Origin of the sequence: Aquihabitans sp. G128, assembly GCF_019048865.1 — a bacterium.
GTDB lineage: Bacteria > Actinomycetota > Acidimicrobiia > Acidimicrobiales > Iamiaceae > Aquihabitans.
Map to the genome: position 1 here is coordinate 1487961 of NZ_CP077604.1, position 15084 is coordinate 1503044.

General features: G+C 73.1%; 19 protein-coding genes. 3 read left to right on the forward strand and 16 right to left on the reverse strand.

Annotated features, from left to right (window positions below; all coding sequences use genetic code 11):
• Positions 1-126: 126 nt before the first annotated feature.
• The gene (locus tag KSP35_RS07000; RefSeq protein ID WP_217000330.1) at positions 127-717 is read right to left on the reverse strand and encodes a hypothetical protein; all 591 of its coding nucleotides are present in this window, start codon (positions 715-717) and stop codon (positions 127-129) included.
• Between the two features lie 291 nt (positions 718-1008).
• Positions 1009-1323 (reverse strand): hypothetical protein, encoded by a 315-nt coding sequence (locus KSP35_RS07005; RefSeq protein WP_217000332.1) that lies wholly within the window; start codon positions 1321-1323, stop codon positions 1009-1011.
• A 63-nt stretch (positions 1324-1386) separates the two neighbouring features.
• Between KSP35_RS07005 and KSP35_RS07010 the strand changes: the two genes are divergently transcribed.
• The 3 genes from KSP35_RS07010 (at position 1387) to KSP35_RS07020 (ending at position 3378) form a co-directional block, all read left to right on the forward strand.
• Positions 1387-2052 (forward strand): dienelactone hydrolase family protein, encoded by a 666-nt coding sequence (locus tag KSP35_RS07010; RefSeq protein WP_217000334.1) that lies wholly within the window; start codon positions 1387-1389, stop codon positions 2050-2052.
• 48 nt (positions 2053-2100) lie between these two features.
• A complete protein-coding gene (locus KSP35_RS07015) occupies positions 2101-2787 on the forward strand; it encodes a hypothetical protein (protein ID WP_217000336.1) in 687 nt (228 codons plus the stop codon).
• Positions 2788-2880: 93 nt separating this feature from the next.
• The gene (locus KSP35_RS07020; RefSeq protein WP_217000338.1) at positions 2881-3378 is read left to right on the forward strand and encodes a hypothetical protein; all 498 of its coding nucleotides are present in this window, start codon (positions 2881-2883) and stop codon (positions 3376-3378) included.
• Positions 3379-3671: 293 nt separating this feature from the next.
• On the opposite strand, the gene trpA is transcribed toward KSP35_RS07020, so the two are convergent.
• The 14 genes from trpA to KSP35_RS07090 all read right to left on the reverse strand — a co-directional run bounded on the left by trpA (position 3672) and on the right by KSP35_RS07090 (position 15078).
• The gene (gene trpA, locus KSP35_RS07025) at positions 3672-4499 is read right to left on the reverse strand and encodes a tryptophan synthase subunit alpha (protein WP_254127024.1); all 828 of its coding nucleotides are present in this window, start codon (positions 4497-4499) and stop codon (positions 3672-3674) included.
• Positions 4496-5689, reverse strand: a complete 1194-nt coding sequence (gene trpB / locus KSP35_RS07030; protein WP_254127025.1) for a tryptophan synthase subunit beta — start codon at positions 5687-5689, stop codon at positions 4496-4498. Before trpB ends, trpA begins: the two co-directional genes overlap by 4 nt.
• A gap of 158 nt (positions 5690-5847) precedes the next feature.
• Positions 5848-6534: a phosphoribosylanthranilate isomerase gene (locus KSP35_RS07035; protein ID WP_217000339.1), complete on the reverse strand. Its 687-nt coding sequence runs from the start codon at positions 6532-6534 to the stop codon at positions 5848-5850.
• A 9-nt stretch (positions 6535-6543) separates the two neighbouring features.
• Positions 6544-7443, reverse strand: a complete 900-nt coding sequence (locus tag KSP35_RS07040; RefSeq protein WP_217000341.1) for a cytochrome c oxidase assembly protein — start codon at positions 7441-7443, stop codon at positions 6544-6546.
• Positions 7440-8135 carry an SCO family protein gene (locus KSP35_RS07045; RefSeq protein WP_217000343.1) on the reverse strand — a complete coding sequence of 232 codons (696 nt, stop codon included), beginning with the start codon at positions 8133-8135 and terminating at the stop codon, positions 7440-7442. The genes KSP35_RS07040 and KSP35_RS07045 overlap by 4 nt, the downstream gene beginning before the upstream one ends.
• 5 nt (positions 8136-8140) lie before the next feature.
• Complete coding sequence (locus tag KSP35_RS07050) at positions 8141-8644, reverse strand: copper chaperone PCu(A)C (protein ID WP_217000345.1); 504 nt, start codon at positions 8642-8644, stop codon at positions 8141-8143.
• 87 nt (positions 8645-8731) lie between these two features.
• On the reverse strand, positions 8732-9514 hold the full coding sequence (locus tag KSP35_RS07055; protein ID WP_217000347.1) for an indole-3-glycerol-phosphate synthase: 783 nt from the start codon (positions 9512-9514) through the stop codon (positions 8732-8734).
• A gap of 55 nt (positions 9515-9569) precedes the next feature.
• Positions 9570-10148: a J domain-containing protein gene (locus KSP35_RS07060; RefSeq protein ID WP_217000349.1), complete on the reverse strand. Its 579-nt coding sequence runs from the start codon at positions 10146-10148 to the stop codon at positions 9570-9572.
• Between the two features lie 126 nt (positions 10149-10274).
• Positions 10275-10949 carry a folate-binding protein YgfZ gene (locus KSP35_RS07065; RefSeq protein WP_217000351.1) on the reverse strand — a complete coding sequence of 225 codons (675 nt, stop codon included), beginning with the start codon at positions 10947-10949 and terminating at the stop codon, positions 10275-10277.
• Positions 10950-11155: 206 nt separating this feature from the next.
• On the reverse strand, positions 11156-12088 hold the full coding sequence (locus KSP35_RS07070) for an ROK family protein (RefSeq protein ID WP_217000353.1): 933 nt from the start codon (positions 12086-12088) through the stop codon (positions 11156-11158).
• 92 nt (positions 12089-12180) lie between these two features.
• The gene (locus KSP35_RS07075) at positions 12181-13707 is read right to left on the reverse strand and encodes an anthranilate synthase component I family protein (protein WP_217000355.1); all 1527 of its coding nucleotides are present in this window, start codon (positions 13705-13707) and stop codon (positions 12181-12183) included.
• Positions 13704-14069 carry a phosphoribosyl-AMP cyclohydrolase gene (gene hisI, locus KSP35_RS07080; RefSeq protein ID WP_217000357.1) on the reverse strand — a complete coding sequence of 122 codons (366 nt, stop codon included), beginning with the start codon at positions 14067-14069 and terminating at the stop codon, positions 13704-13706. The genes KSP35_RS07075 and hisI overlap by 4 nt, the downstream gene beginning before the upstream one ends.
• A gap of 71 nt (positions 14070-14140) precedes the next feature.
• Positions 14141-14434, reverse strand: a complete 294-nt coding sequence (locus KSP35_RS07085) for a co-chaperone GroES (RefSeq protein WP_217002160.1) — start codon at positions 14432-14434, stop codon at positions 14141-14143.
• 140 nt (positions 14435-14574) lie between these two features.
• On the reverse strand, positions 14575-15078 hold the full coding sequence (locus KSP35_RS07090) for an NUDIX domain-containing protein (RefSeq protein ID WP_217000359.1): 504 nt from the start codon (positions 15076-15078) through the stop codon (positions 14575-14577).
• Positions 15079-15084: the final 6 nt, after the last annotated feature.

The window sequence follows — 15084 nt, forward strand, 5'->3', positions numbered from 1 at the left end:
CGGACGGGACAGAGCTTCACCAACGCAAGCTGAGAGGCCCCTAGACGGCCCTCTAACGCAAAGAGCCGCCCGTACCCCTCACAGGTACTAGGCGGCTCTTTTTTGCGTTCTGCGAAGAGAGCTAGATCAGGCCTTGCCGTAGAGCTTGGGTGCCCTGCCTCGCCCATCGTGGTCAGGCGCATCGCCCAGGTCCACGATGTCACCGTTCTCCAACAGTTGCTTCACGTAGTTGGTAGCCGTGCCCTTCTCACGATCCAGAGCCGTAGCCAGGTCCGCCACCTTCCAGCCGCTACCCAGCTTGTGGGCAGCCTTCTTCACGTCCTCGTAGGGGATGCGAGGGGCGCGAGCACCGCCGCCGCCAGACGCAGCCTTGGCACGGCCCTTGGAAGCCGCAGCGGGAACTTCGATCCCAGCTTCCTTCAACACCTCCTCAGGCACGCCCACAGCCAGCCAGGCAGCCGCAGGGATGTTCTCAGCCTCTGCGTAGGCCTTGGCCTCAGAGATGAACACAGCCCGCTGACGTGAGAAGTCTGGCGCCTGGCCTTCCTGAGCCTCCGTGAGCGCAGCCGTGAGCTTCAATCGCACAATGACGTCAGTCTCTGCCTTGATTTGCGAGCGCAACGCTTCCACGGCGCCCCTGTCAACAACCGGCCGACCTGATTGGCCCAGCGTTTCGAGATAATGCCTGATGCCGTCTTCAACGGATTTGGTTGTCACGACCACTCACACTAGTCAGACCGTCCCCCGCAGCACTTCACTGTCCCCAACCAGGCTTTTGCCGTTAACAACTGCTCGTCCCCCTACCCTCGCGGACCTGCCTCCCTCAATGCAGTGCACAATGAGCAGGAATAGCGGCCCCTCCTCCCACGACGGAGGTCGACCACCTTCTCGCAGCACGTGGACATCTCAGATGGAACTCTGTTGGCGGCTGGGAGAACGAGCGATGTGAAGGCCTCGACCCTGATCTTCGCGATGCGATTCTCGGTCAGCCGGTGCACGAGCAGGCCGTCACTTGGGGCCGCCACCGGGGCCGAAGAACCCGCCCTCGGGCCGGCTGTGGGCGTGGAAGTGGTTCGGGATGTTGCGCATGTTGCCATCGACCCAGTGGGCGCCGAGGTTGGCGGTGGCCACACGGGCCAGCTCGGCCATCATGTGGTCGCGCTCGGCCTGGGGCGGGTTGGTGCCGTGCCCCCGCCACACCACCATCGGCGTGGCGCAGATCTCGCAGTCGGCGATCCAGCAGATGTCGTCCTCGTGGTGCCACGGCGTGATCCGCGCCGCCTCGCACAGCGGGCAGTCCGGGTCCTTCTCGCGTTCGGTCACCCGGCCAGGCTAGAGGTGGTGGGCTCGGCGGCGGCGAGGGCGGCGGCCGCTACCGTCGACCCCATGAGCGACCCCTACGGATCGGCAGGCACGGGCTACGCGGTCGTGCCCGACTCGGGCGGCGGGCCCGGCGTGCTCGTGCTCCATGCGTGGTGGGGGCTGACCCCGTTCTTCACCTCGATCTGCGACCGGCTGGCCGACGCCGGCTTCGTGGCCCTCGCCCCGGACCTGCACGGCGGGGGCCAGACCGCCGACACGCCGGACGAGGCCGAGGCCCTTCTCGCCTCGGTCGACCCCAACCGGGCGGCCAACCTGGTGGTCGGCTCGCTGTCGACGCTCCGGGCCATGCCGGCCACGCCCGACGGGCGCGTCGCGGTGCTGGGCTTCTCCATGGGCGCCTCGTGGGCGTTGTGGGCAGCCACCCGCTTCCCGGACGACGTTGCCGCTGCCGTGGCCTACTACGGCAGCCAGGACATCGACTTCGCCCCCGCCGACGCCGCCTTCCAGGGCCACTTCGCCGAGATCGACGAGTTCGAGTCCGAGGACGACGTGAACTACCTGGAGGCCCAGCTGCGCCTGGCCGGCAAGGCCGTCGACTTCCACCGCTACCCCGGCACCGGCCACTGGTTCGCCGAATCCGACCGGCCCGCGGCCTACGACGAGGCCGCCGCCGAGCTGGCCTGGGACCGCACCACCGCCTTCCTGCACGCCCACCTCGACGAGGCCTGACCATGCCGCTCCCCGCCCTCCCCCCCGGACCACGCCGAGCAGCGGGCGGTGGTGCACCACGTCCTCGTCCACGTGGTCAGCCGGGCCCGCTCCCAGGCCGACGGCCACATCGGGCTCACGCCCACCCCTGGCGGCCTGGGCACGCCCGCCTTCGGTCCCGGTCCCTCGATCGTGCGCCTCACGCCCACCCACCTGGTGGTCGAGGGCACCGAGCCCACGCGCACGCAGCCGCTCGCCGGCGCCACCCTGCGGTCGCTCGCCGAGGCCGCCGGCGCCGACCTCGACCGGGAGCTCGACGTGGGCGGTGACACCCCGCCGCTCGGCGACGTCGATGCCGAGCTGGTGCTCGACCCCGGTGCCATCGGCCGGTTGGCCGCCTGGCACGCCCTGGCCTGGCAGGTGTTCGACCGCGTGGTCGCCGCGCTGCCGCCCGATGCCGAGCCCGCTCGCACGCAGCTCTGGCCCGAGCACCTCGACTCGGCCACCAACGTGGTCGTCGGCGTCGACGAAGCCGGCCAGCCCCGGCGGGTGGGCCTGGGCGCCTCGTCCGGCGACGGCTTCCACGAGGCGCCGTACCTCTACGTCGGCCCGTGGGGCCCCGAGCGACCGGGCGACCCGGCCTTCTGGAACGCCCCGTTCGGCGCGGTCTGCGGCTACGACGACCTGCGCACCGCCGCCTCGCCGCTGGACGCGGCCACCGCCTTCCTGACCGAGGGCCTCGACCGGCTCCGCTGAGGCAGCCGGCCGGTGACCAGGGGCGGCGCCTGCGCACGGCCACGCGCCAGGTGACCAGGGGCGGCGGCCCGGGCGCCGGTACGGTCTGACGCCATGCGCACCGCTCCCCGGCCCGCCCGACGCCTGCTCGCCACCGCCGGGCTGGCCCTCCTGCTCCTCGGCACCGCCGCCGGGTGCAGCGGCTCCAGCGACGACCAGACCGGCACCATGTCCTCGCCCGACAAGAGCGCCACCATGCAGGCCAGCTCCACCACGACCGCGAAGCCCACCACCACGACCGCCCCCACCACGACCACCGTGGCCGCGCCGGTGGGCGCCGGCTCCCCCGAGGACGCCACCGCCCAGCTCTACGCCGCCTTCCAGGCCGGCGACCGCGCTGCGGCGGCCAAGGTGGCCGAGCCGGCCGCCATCGACGCCGTGTTCGCCGCCGTCCCGGGGCCGTACCAGCCCTACCGCGGCTGCGACACCGCCGAGTTCGGCACCTCCGGCTGCCTCTACCGCGACCGGTCGACGAACCACACCATCCAGTTCGACCTCGAGAAGCGCGGCACGGTCTGGGTGGTCACCAACGGCTTCTACTCCGCCGACTGATCCTCGCCACCGCCCGAGCCGGGCGGTGGCGAACCGGGCGGGAAACCCAGGGCCCTGTCCCCCACATCCCCGCCGAGTTCGGCCCACCGCCCGAACCGGGCGGGAAACCAAGGGCCCTGACCCCCACATCCCCGCCCGGTTCGGGGGGGTCGGCGGGGTCGAACCCGGCGGGAGACCCAGGGCCGGGGCCCCCCAGATCCCCGCCGAGTTCGGCCCACCGCCCGAACCGGGCGGGAAACCCAGGGCCCTGGCCCCGAGATCCCCGCCCGGTTCGACGAGGCGGGGGGGCAGGCTCAGGAGGCGTCGAGGGCCTGGCGGAGCGAGGAGACGTAGGCGTGGAGCTCGTCGGGGCCGCCGCCGTCGAGGATGCGCTTGACGATGGCGGTGCCGACGATGGCGCCGTCGGCCTCCTGGGTGACCTCGACGGCCTGCTCCGGGGTGGCCACGCCGAAGCCCATGAGCACGGGCTTGTCGGTGAGGGCCTTCATGCGGCGGGCCAGCACCGCGCCCTGCTCGCCCAGCGAGGCCCGCACCCCGGTGATCCCCATGAGGTTCACGCCGTAGATGTAGCCCCGGCTCTGCTCGCAGATGCGGGCCAGCCGGTCGTCGGGCGTGATGGGCCCGGCGAGCAGGACCGTCTCGATGCCGGCGGCCTCGGCCGCGGAGCGCCACGGCTCCTGCTCCTCCATGGGCACGTCCGGCAGGACCATGCCGGAGAAGCCGGCCTCGGCCATCTCGCCGGCGAAGCGCTCGTCGCCCATGTGGAAGGCGAGGTTGTAGTACGTCATGGCCACCAGCGGGACGCCGGCGTCGAGGCCCCGGAGGGCGGCGAACACCGAGCCGGGCGTGGTGCCCTGGCGCAGGGCCAGCTCCGATGCCTCCTGGATGACCGGGCCGTCCATGGCCGGGTCCGAGAACGGGATGCCCACCTCGATGGCGTCGGCACCGGCGTCGGCCATGGCCCGCACGATCTCGGTCCACGGGCCGAGGCCACCGGTCAGGTACGGCACGAGCAGCTTGCGGCCGCCGTCGCGGATGGTGCGGAAGCGGGCCTCCATGGGCCCGGGGGTGGGGGCCGGCGGGAGCGGCGTGGCGGTGGTGACGGGCTCGGTGGTGCTCACTTCGCCTCCCCCTTGAGCAGGTCCATGATCTGGGCCACGTCCTTGTCGCCCCGACCGGAGAGGTTGAGGACCACGGTCTGGCCCGCCAGCGACGGCGCCTCCCGGATGACCCAGGCCAGCGCGTGGGCGGGCTCGAGCGCCGGGATGATGCCCTCGGTGCGGGTGAGGACCTGGAAGGCGTTCACCACCTCGTCGTCGTCCACGGCGAAGTACTCGGCCCGGCCGATCTCGGAGAGGTGGGCGTGCTCAGGGCCGACGCCGGGGTAGTCGAGCCCGGCCGAGATCGACTGGGCCTCCTCGACCTGGCCCCACTCGTCCTGCTTCAGGTACGACGCCATGCCGTGGACCACGCCGGGCACGCCCCCGCCGATGGCGGCGCCGCCCGAGGGCTCGACGCCCACCAGGCGGGTGTCGGTGTCGGCGAAGCCGGCGAAGAGGCCGGCGGCGTTGGAGCCGCCGCCCACGCAGGCGACGGCGACGTCGGGGTCGGCGCCGCCGAGCAGGGCCCGGCACTGCTCCCGGGCCTCGTCGCCCAGCACCCGGTGCAGCTCGCGCACCATCCACGGGTACGGGTGCGGGCCCATGACCGAGCCGAGGCAGTAGTGCGACGACTCGACGGTGGCCACCCAGTCGCGCATGGCCTCGTTGACGGCGTCCTTCAGCGTGCGGCTGCCGGACGACGCCGGGCGCACCTCGGCGCCCAGGAGCTTCATGCGGAAGACGTTGAGCGCCTGGCGCTCCATGTCGACCTCGCCCATGTAGACGACGCACTCGAAGCCCATGAGGGCGGCGGCCGTGGCCGTGGCCACGCCGTGCTGGCCGGCGCCGGTCTCGGCGATGAGGCGCTCCTTGCCCATGCGCTTGGTCAGCAGGGCCTGGCCGAGGACGTTGTTGATCTTGTGCGAGCCGGTGTGGTTGAGGTCTTCGCGCTTGAGCAGGAGGCGCAGGCCGAGCTGCTCGGAGAGCCGGCCGCACTCGGTGAGCGGCGAGGGCCGCCCGGCGTAGTCGTGCAGGAGGCCGTCGAGCTCGGCCCGGAACTCGGGATCGGCCCAGGCGTCGCGGAAGGCGGCGTCGAGCTCGATGCAGGCGGGCATCAGCGTCTCGGGGATGAAGCGGCCGCCGAACGAGCCGAAGCGGCCCGCGGCGTCGGGCTCGCCCATGAAGGACGAGGTGGGATCGGGATCAGACATGGCAGTTCCTCAGCGTGTGGGGGTGCGAACAGGGCGATGGCGCATCAGGCCACCGGCCACTGCCCGTCTCGCCGCGCGCACGAACCACGCCAGGCGGGCGTAGCGCGCCCGGCGCGGGCCGCCACGAGGCCGGACCCCACGGGGTCGGACGGGAGCGCTCACAGCACGTCGTCCTGCATCCAGTCGTACGGCAGCACGCTGCCGGCCGGGTCCAGCGCGCCGGCGTGCTCGGCCGGCACCGCCGCCTTGGCGGCATCGATGAAGGCCTTCACCTTGCGGGCGTCCTTCTGCCCGGGCTCGCCGCGCTCGGACTCGACGCCGCTGGCGACGTCGACGCCCCACGGGCCCACCTGGCCGATGGCGGCGGCCACGTTCTCCGGCGTGAGGCCACCGGCGAGGATCACCCGCTGACCCGGCGGCAGCTGCGCGGCCAGCCCCCAGTCGAACGTCTCGCCCGAACCGGGCCGGGGCGAATCGATGAGCAGCGCGTCGGCGCCGTAGTCGGCGGCGTGGTCGAGGCCGCGGTCGCCGGCTGGGAAGGCCTTGATGACCAGCGGGACCCGGGCCCGGATGAGCCGGGTGCTCTCGGCCGACTCGTGGCCGTGGAGCTGTGCGGCCCGCAGGCCGGTGCTGTTGACGATGTCGACCACCCGGGCCGGGGCTTCGTCGCGGAACACGCCGACGGTGAGGATCTCCGGCGGGAGCCGCTTGACGATGTCGCGGGCGATGCTCGGGGCGATCTGGCGCTTCGACGGGGCGAAGATGAAGCCGACCGCGTCGGCGCCCATGGCCACCGCCAGCAGCGCATCGTCCTCGCGGGTGATCCCGCAGATCTTCACGAACACGCCGTCAGGCTAGGGGGTCGCGGTGCCGGCCTCCGCCATCGCTTTCCCACCGGTGCGACCGGCCCGGTCCTCGTCCATCTGCTCGTAGGCCCAGTGGAGGAACCGGTAGGAGATCTGCACCCAGAGCAGCACCATGCCGCCCACCTGCAGCACGGCGGCCGCCGTCTGCTGGTCGGTGACGGCGTCGAAGCCCTGGAAGACCCGAGGCGCCAGCTCGTAGGTGCGGTAGATCGGGAAGTCCGACCACGTCATGAAGAAGCCTGGGAGCACCGGCACGATCGACTGGCCGATGAGGTAGGTGATGCCGGCGCCGCCGGTGAGGCGGCGCACCCCCGGGTGCGGGCACTGCACGGGCATCCACAGCGCGAAGCCGGCGAAGACCCAGGCCCCGTCCATGGCGAAGGCGCCGTACGGCGTCTTCACGAGGTAGTCGACGAACGCCGGTGCGTTCACGCCCACCAGGATCGATGCGGCGGCGGGCACCGCCACGATCGGCCGGGCCAGCCAGCGCAGCACCGTGAGCCGCTTGCCCCAGCCGAAGATCCGCACGGCGAGCGGGGCGGGCATCGAGAACAGCAGCAGGGGCGCCACCACCATGACCATGAGGATCTGGCGGATCATCTGGGCGGTGGCCAGGTAGCCGGCGCCCAGCGTGGCGAGCGGCCAGTCGAGGCAGGCCCACAGGCCGACCACGCCGAGGACGAAGGCGAACGACCGGCCGGTCGACGAGCCGGTCGCCGCGGTGGCCTGGGAGCCCGCCCGGGCCTGGACCAGCTCGTCCTGGTGCCGGCCTCGGAGCAGCCACCAGCCGGCCAGGGCGACGACCGACAGGACGATGAGGATGGAGCCCAGGTAGGGCCGCGGGGTCCACGTCCACGTCTTGAGCGACGAGGAGCACCACCAGCTCACGTGTAGGTCCCCTTGTCGAGGCGGGGTAGGTCCTTGACCCACTGCGACTGGCGGACGTTGCTGGGGTACAGGCGGTGGGCGACGTCGTCGGCGGTGTAGACGGTGACCGCCGAGGGGTGCCCGACGATGTAGTTGCCGTCCTCGTCGGGCTCGCCGATCTCGGGCGCCGCCTGCTTGATGACCGCCAGGGAGTCGACGATCATCGCCTCCTTCTCGGCCTTGGTCTTGCCGGTGGGCGTCAGCCCCACGAACTCCGGGTCGATGGCGTTCAGGTAGGTCTTGAGCACCTCGGGGGTGTCCCGGTCGACGTCGACGCCCACGAAGAGCACCAGCGGGTTCGAGCCCGGGCCGCTGCCGATGCCGTCCTTGGCCCGGGCCAGCGTGTTCAGCGTGATCGGGCACACGTCGGGGCAGTTCGTGTAGCCGTAGAAGAGGATCGTCAGCTTGCCCTTCGTCTTCTCGACGATCGGGTACGGCTTCCCGTCGACGTCGGTGAAGGTGAAGTCGGGCTTCGGGAACGGCGGGTCGAGCAGGGTGCCGGACCAGTCGCCCTTGGGCTCGGGCTCGGCGTCGGTGTCCGGCGAGCTGCCCCGGTCGAGGCTGCAGGCGCCGAGCGCCAGGGCCGCGGCGCCGGCGGCGCCGAAGCCGAGCACGCGGCGGCGCGACCAGGGAGGGGTGGGGGCAGCCGTCATGGCGATCAGTGCTCCATGTCGTGGGCGGACGAGTCGGACGTGGTGGACCCGAAGGGCACCACCCGCACCGTGGCGGTGCGGGAGCCGGCGTGGGCGAACGTGAGCTTCAGCTTGATGGTGGTGCCGGCCTTCAGGGAGCCCGACAGGCCCTCCAGCATCACGTGGAGCCCGCCCGGCTCGAAGGTCACCTTCGAGCGAGCCGGGATCTTCAGCGCCTTGACCGGCACCATGGTGGCCAGGCCCTTGGCATCGGTCTCGGAGCGGTGGACGCTCACGGTGTCGGCCACCGAGCTGGCCACGCCGACGAGCTCGTCGTCGGTGCCGGTGCCGTTGTCGACCACCATGCGGATCGAGGCCGTGGTGGGGTTGGGCGGCACCTCGACGGTGGCGTCGAGCACCCGCAGCTCGCCGCTGGCCTCGGCCTTGGCGCCGTCGCCGCTGCCGCACCCGGCGAGGGGCAGCACCACGAGGGCCGACACCATGAGGACGAGGCGGATCAGACGGGACATGTGCAGGGGCGCTCCGAGGCCAGTGTGGCCGTTGGACCGGCCGTCCCACTAGTCGGGCGGCGCCTCGATCCGGTTCCCGGTGCGGCCTCAGCCGATGGCGCGCAGGGCGGCGACGCCGGCGGTGGCGTCGCCCGCGGTGACCAGCGACTCCCCCACCAGCACGGCGTGGTAGCCCGCCTCGGCCAGCCGGGTCGCGTCGGGCACGCCGCGCACGCCCGACTCCGCCACGCGGATCACCCCTTCGGGCATCTGCGGGGCCATCCGCACGGCTCGATCGGTGTCGACCTCGAAGGTCACCAGGTCCCGCTGGTTCACGCCCACGAGCGTGGCGCCCACGGCGAGGGCTCGCTCCAGCTCGGCCTCGTCGTGGATCTCCATGAGGGCGTCGAGGCCCAGGTCGAGGGCGAGCTGGTGGAACCCGGCCAGCTCGGCGTCGTCGAGGGCAGCGGCGATCAGCAGCACGGCGTCGGCACCCATCAGGCGGGCGTCGCACACGTCGGCCTCGCAGACCGTGAAGTCCTTGCGCAGCACCGGGATGGCGACCGCCGCCCGAGCCGCGGCGAGGTCCTCGGGCGACCCCCCGAACCAGTCGACGTCGGTGAGCACCGACAGGCAGGTGGCGTCACCGGCTTCGTAGGCGGCGGCCAGCAGCGCTGGGTCGAGGTCCGGCGCCAGGTCCCCCTTGGACGGCGACCGCCGCTTCACCTCCGAGATCACGCCCAACCCCTGGGCCGCCGCCAACCGCGCCGCGAACCCCCGAGGCGCCCCCTCCAGCGCCCGAGCCGCCTCGATCAACGCCCCGACCGACCGCCCATCCGCCGCCGCGACCTCGCGGTGCCCAGCAAGGATCCGGTCCAGGTACGTGGCCATGCGTCGACCGTACCTGCGCCCGCCCGGCCTCCCGCCACCCGACGGCCGAGGGCGGTCAGTCCCGGTGCCGGCCTCGGGACATCTCGATGATGGGCAGCATGACGAAGAGGGCGGCGGAGACGGCGATGCCGATGAAGGCGCCGGCCAGCAGCTCGCGGGACGAGAGCACCATGCCGAGGAAGCCGGAGAGGATGCCCAGGGCGAACACGGCCACCGGCACGATGGCCAGCAGCCCGCGGTGCTTGCGGGCGCGGATGCCGCTGCCCTCGGGGGCCAGGCGCTCGTCCTCGGCGGCCCAGCCGGCGAAGTCGCGCTGCCAGCCGTCGTCGCCGCGGCGGGGCGTCCAGCCCTTGCCGGCGGGCACGTCGGGCTCGCGGTTGGGCCGGATCCGTTCGGTCGGTGGGCCGACGGGCAGGCGCAGGCTGAGGTCGTAGCGCTCCCGGGCGCCGGCCTGGCCCAGCACCTCCCAGGCCTCGTTGACGAGGACCATCTGCCGAGCGTGGCGGGCCCGGGTGGCGGCATCGGCATCGACGTGGAAGTCGGGGTGGTGCCGGCGCGCCGCGCTGAGGTACGCCTGGCGGATCTCCGCAGCCCCCGCACCGACCGGCACGCCCAATGCCTCGTAGTGGTTCACTGCGGGCCCATCGTATTGCGCCGCCACGCTCCCCTGCCCCGATCCTCGTGGTGCGCCCATGGCCATCCTCGTCGGCACGGGTGCAACCGTCTTGAGCGCCGGGTTGGCAGGCCGGCGGGCGCCGGCTCAGCCGACGGGCAGCGGCAGGGCGGCGAGCCCGGCCGGTCGTCCGGCCACCTCGGCGGCGGCCGGCACCTCGACGGCCCGCGCGACGTAGGCGAGGGCGACCGAACCGCCGGTGGCGACGTCGGCCGCGCTGCTGGTGACCGTGCCGGCGGCCTCGCCGCCGACGGTGACCTCGGTGCCCACGGCCGGCGGCGGCCCGTCGAGCACCACGGCGGCGAGGCGACGGGGCACGTTGCCGCCCCGGCTGTCGATCCGGGCCACCAGCTCCTGGCCGGTGTAGCAGCCCTTGGTGAAGCTCACGGAGCTGTCGATGGCCCACTGGCCGACGGTGGCCGGGATGGTGTCGGCATCCAGCTCGGCACCCCAGCGGGGGGCGCCGGCTCGGATGCGCAGGGCCTCGAACGCCTCGGCGTCGACCTCCACCGCGCCGGCGGCCACCAGCGCGCCGACCTCGTCGTCGCCGGCGTCCAGGTAGTCCACCCCGATGGTGCCCGGCCACCCCGCCGGGAGGCCGGCCTCCGCCGTGCCGCCCCGCAGGGAGACGGTGGGCACCGCCTCGCGCAGCTCGAGCTCGGCCTTGGTGCGGAGCTTGAACCGCTCGAGCCGGGCCTTCCACGCCGCCCCGGCCCCCGGGTCGGTGTCGATCTGGACGGCGTCGTCGGCGGTGCGCTGCACGCGCCCCCCAGCCGTCGACCTTGCCCTGCGGCGCCAGCACGAACGAGAAGCTGCTCTCCCCCGGCGCCAGCTTGGCCACGTCCTGGCTGAGCTGTCCCTGGAGCCAGGTCACGGCCTCCGGGCCGGTCACGGTCAGGACGTCTCGGGTGGTGCGGGCGACGACGGCGGTCATGCCCGCCAGTCTGCCGGGCGCCCGCCCAGACCGGTCAGCCCAGCCGACCGCGGGCGATCTCGGCGGCGCCGACGACCCCGGAGTCGTCCCCGAGGCCGGCCACCACGACCATGGAGTCGGCCATCTTGCGCACCGCGTGGGGACGAGCGGCTGCGGCGATGCGGTCGGCGAAGGGCTGGCCGAGCTTGCCGGCCATGCCACCGCCGACGACCACGCGGTCGACGTCGAGCAGGTTGCACACGTTGGCCACGCCGATGCCCAACGCGGCGACGGCCTCGTCGAGGATCTCGGTGACCACCCTGTCGCCTTCGGCCAGGGCGGCGGCCCACACGCCGGAGGTGGCCTTGGCCTTGCCCCGCTCCTCCTGGTGCTCGAAGAGGGACGTCTTGCGACCGGCGGCGGCCAGGGCCCGGGCGCTCTCGGTCATCATGCGGCGGCCGGCGTAGGCCTCGATGCAGCCGCGACGGCCGCAACCGCACCGGGCGCCGCCGGGGCGGACCACCAGGTGGCCGAACTCCCCCGAGCCGCCGTTGGCGCCGTCGTAGCCCTTGCCGTCGAGCACCATCCCGGCGCCGACGCCGGTGCCCAGCCACACGCCGAACAGGAAGTCCGACCCCTGGCCGGCGCCGGCCACCCACTCGCCCACCAGGCCGCACTGCGCGTCGTTGACCAGCGAGACGGGCACGCCGAGGTCGGCGCTGAGCTGGGCGGCGACGTCGGTCTCCGCGGTCCATCCCTCGAGGTTGGGGGCCTGCACCACGCGGTCGTCGTGGATGATCCCGGGGATCCCGATGCCCACCGCCTCGGGGGTGCCGTCGAGGCTGCGCACCATGCGGCTGACCTGGGCCACCAGGGCGTCGACCGAGGTGGGCGTGTCCTCCTTGGCCCGGTGGTGGACCTGGTGGTCGTCGCCCACCAGCCCGACCCCGATGTTGGTGCCCCCCACGTCGACCCCGGCCAGCAGCATCTCGTCGATCTCCTCAGGTCACCGTCGTGCTCGGACCCGTCGATCCTGGCACCCCGCTCCCCACCGGCCGCGCCGAGCGAGCGAGGTGCGCCTCAGCGGGCCTTGCGGTCCGCCGTCATGCGGCGGGCGGCGGGCACGGCGGCGAGCAGGGCCCGGGCCTTGTTGCGGGTCTCGAGCTCCTCGGTGGCGGGGATCGAGTCGGCCACCACGCCGGCGCCGGCCTGCACGCAGGCCCGGCCGTCGGGCAGGCACACCATGGTGCGGATGGCGATGGCGGTGTCGATGTTGCCGGAGAAGTCGAGGTAGCCGACCACACCGGCGTAGGGGCCGCGCTTGGTGGGCTCGAACTCGTCGATGATCTCCATGGCCCGCACCTTCGGGGCACCGGAGACGGTGCCGGCGGGCAGGGTGGCCTTCAGCACGTCGATGGGCGTGAGCCCCTCGGCCAGGCGGCCGGTGACCTGCGAGGTGAGGTGCATCACGTGGCTGTAGCGCTCGAGGGTCATCATCTCGGTGACCTTCTCGGAGCCGAACTCGGCCACCCGGCCGACGTCGTTGCGGGCCAGGTCGACCAGCATGATGTGCTCGGCCACCTCCTTCGGGTGCTCGCGCAGCTCGGCGCCGAGGCGGCGGTCCTCCTCCTCGGTCTTGCCGCGGTAGCGGGTGCCGGCGATGGGCCGGGAGACGACCTCGCCGTCGCGCAGGAGCACCATCGGCTCCGGCGAGGAGCCCACCAGGGTCACCTCGGGGTGCCGGAACAGGTACATGTACGGGCTCGGGTTGATCTGGCGCAGCACGCGGTAGACGTCGAACGGGTCGGCGTCGAGCTCGAAGTCGAACCGCTGCGAGAGCACCACCTGGAAGATGTCGCCGGAGAGGATGTACTCCTTGGCGGCCTCCACCGCGGCCTCATGCGCGCCGCTGCCCAGGTTCGAGTGCACGTCGGGCAGCGGGTCGGTGGGGTCCGGTGGCGCCACGAGCGGCTCGTCGAGCGGGGACGCGCCGTCGGCAGCCAGCTGGTCGAGGCGGGCGACCGCTTCGTCGTAGCAGCGGTCGAGCGCTTCGGCATCGAGGTCGGGCGACAGCACGTAGGCGTTGGCGATGAGCGTGACCCGCTGCCGGAAGTGGTCGAAGGCCGCCAGCTCGCCGATGATCGAGAGCACCGCCTCGGGCAGGCCCTGGTCGTCGGCCGGCACGTCCGGCAGCGCCTCGACCTCGCGGACCACGTCGTAGCCGAGGTAGCCCACCAGGCCGCCGTGCAGCGGGGGCAGGTCCGGTGACGCTGGCGACCGGTAGATGCGCAGGATGGCATCGACCGCGGCGAGCATGCCCTGGTCGAGGGGGATGCCGTCCGGCAGCTGGCCGCCGACGACCTCGATGGGGCCGGCGGCGCGGGAGATGAGGGTGGCGGCGGGGCGGCGGCCCACGAAGGACCAGCGGCTCCAGCGCTCGCCGTGCTCCACGGACTCGAGCAGGAAGCCGGGCTCGCCGTCGCGGGTGAGGCGGGCGAAGGCGGCGACGGGGGTGACGAGGTCGGCCAGCAGCTCGCGGTAGATCGGGATGATCGAGTACTCGCGAGCGAGCTCGTGGAACTCCTCGCGGGTGGGCCGGATGGTCACGACGCCGACCCGCCGAAGGCCCGGAAGAAGCAGCTCTTGGCGCCGGTGTGGCAGGCGCCGGCGCCCTCCTGCTCGACCACGAACAGCAGCGTGTCGCCGTCGCAGTCGTAGTGGGCGCTGCGCAGGAACTGGCGATCGCCGGACGTGTCGCCCTTGCGCCACTCCTCCTGCCGAGACCGGCTCCAGAAGACGGTGCGCCCCTCGGTGAGCGTGCGCTTGAGGGTGGCCTCGTTGACCCAGGCCAGCATCAGCACCTCGCCGGTGCCGTGCTCCTGGACGATGGCCGGGGCCAGGCCGTGCTCGTCCCACGTGATCTGCTCGAGGTCTTCGTCTCGGATGGCGATCGGCGTCACGGCGGGCATCCGGCGATCCTACGGGCGGGCCCCACCCCCTCCGAAGCCGGTTGCCGGCCGCCGGGCACCCACCGTCGAGCTCAGAGGTAGAGACCGGTGGAGCCCTCTTCCAGGCGCTTGGCGGCCACGGCGTGGATGTCGCGCTCACGGAGGATGAGGTAGTCGGTGCCGCGGACCTCGACCTCGTAGCGGTCCTCCGGGTTGAACAGGACCTGGTCGCCGACCTCCATGGACCGCACGTTGGGCCCGACGGCCACCACCTCGCCCCAGGCCAGGCGCTTGCCCATCTGGGCGGTGGCCGGGATGAGGATGCCGCCGGTGCTGCGCCGCTCGCCGTCGGACTCCAGGTCCACCAGGATCCGGTCGTTGAGCATCTTCACCGGGAGCTTGTCCACCCGAGACGAAGCGAACGTCTTGCGCTCCGCCGCGGCGGGCTCGGTGGTCTCGGCGGGGACGTCGTCGGTCACCTCGACGACGGTATCGGGTCCCGTCCACGGCCCCGCCAGGGGCCGCCCTACAGGCCGAGGGCGAGCGGCTCGGCCGGTGGACCGTGGCGCAGAAGGTCGCCGAAGAGGGCGGGCAGCTCCCGCGGCGCGAACCGCAGCCCCTCGGCCGCCAGCAGCTCCGCCGCCGTCCACCAGCGGATGGCCGCCACGTTCTCGGCCGCCAGCTCGGCCTCGGTGAGCTGGCCCGCCGGCTCGAACGCCTTGACCCGCACCAGGTGGATGTCGTCGACCTGGCCGTCGTAGCCGGTGACCGAGCCGGCGAGCACGGCGGTCCGCCGCCACACCAGCGGCGGGTCCTCGGCCAGCTCCAGGCCGATCTCCTCAAGCAGCTCGCGGTGCAGGGCCTCCATGGCGGTCTCACCGTCCTCGATGCCACCCCCGGGGGTGACCCACACGTCGGCGTGCGGCAGCCGGATCAGCACCAGCAGGAGCCGGTCCTCGGTGTCGACCACCAGGGCACGCGAGCCGCGGCGCAGGCGGGGCTCGCCCTCGGTCGGCTGGTGGTCGGCCACGGGGCG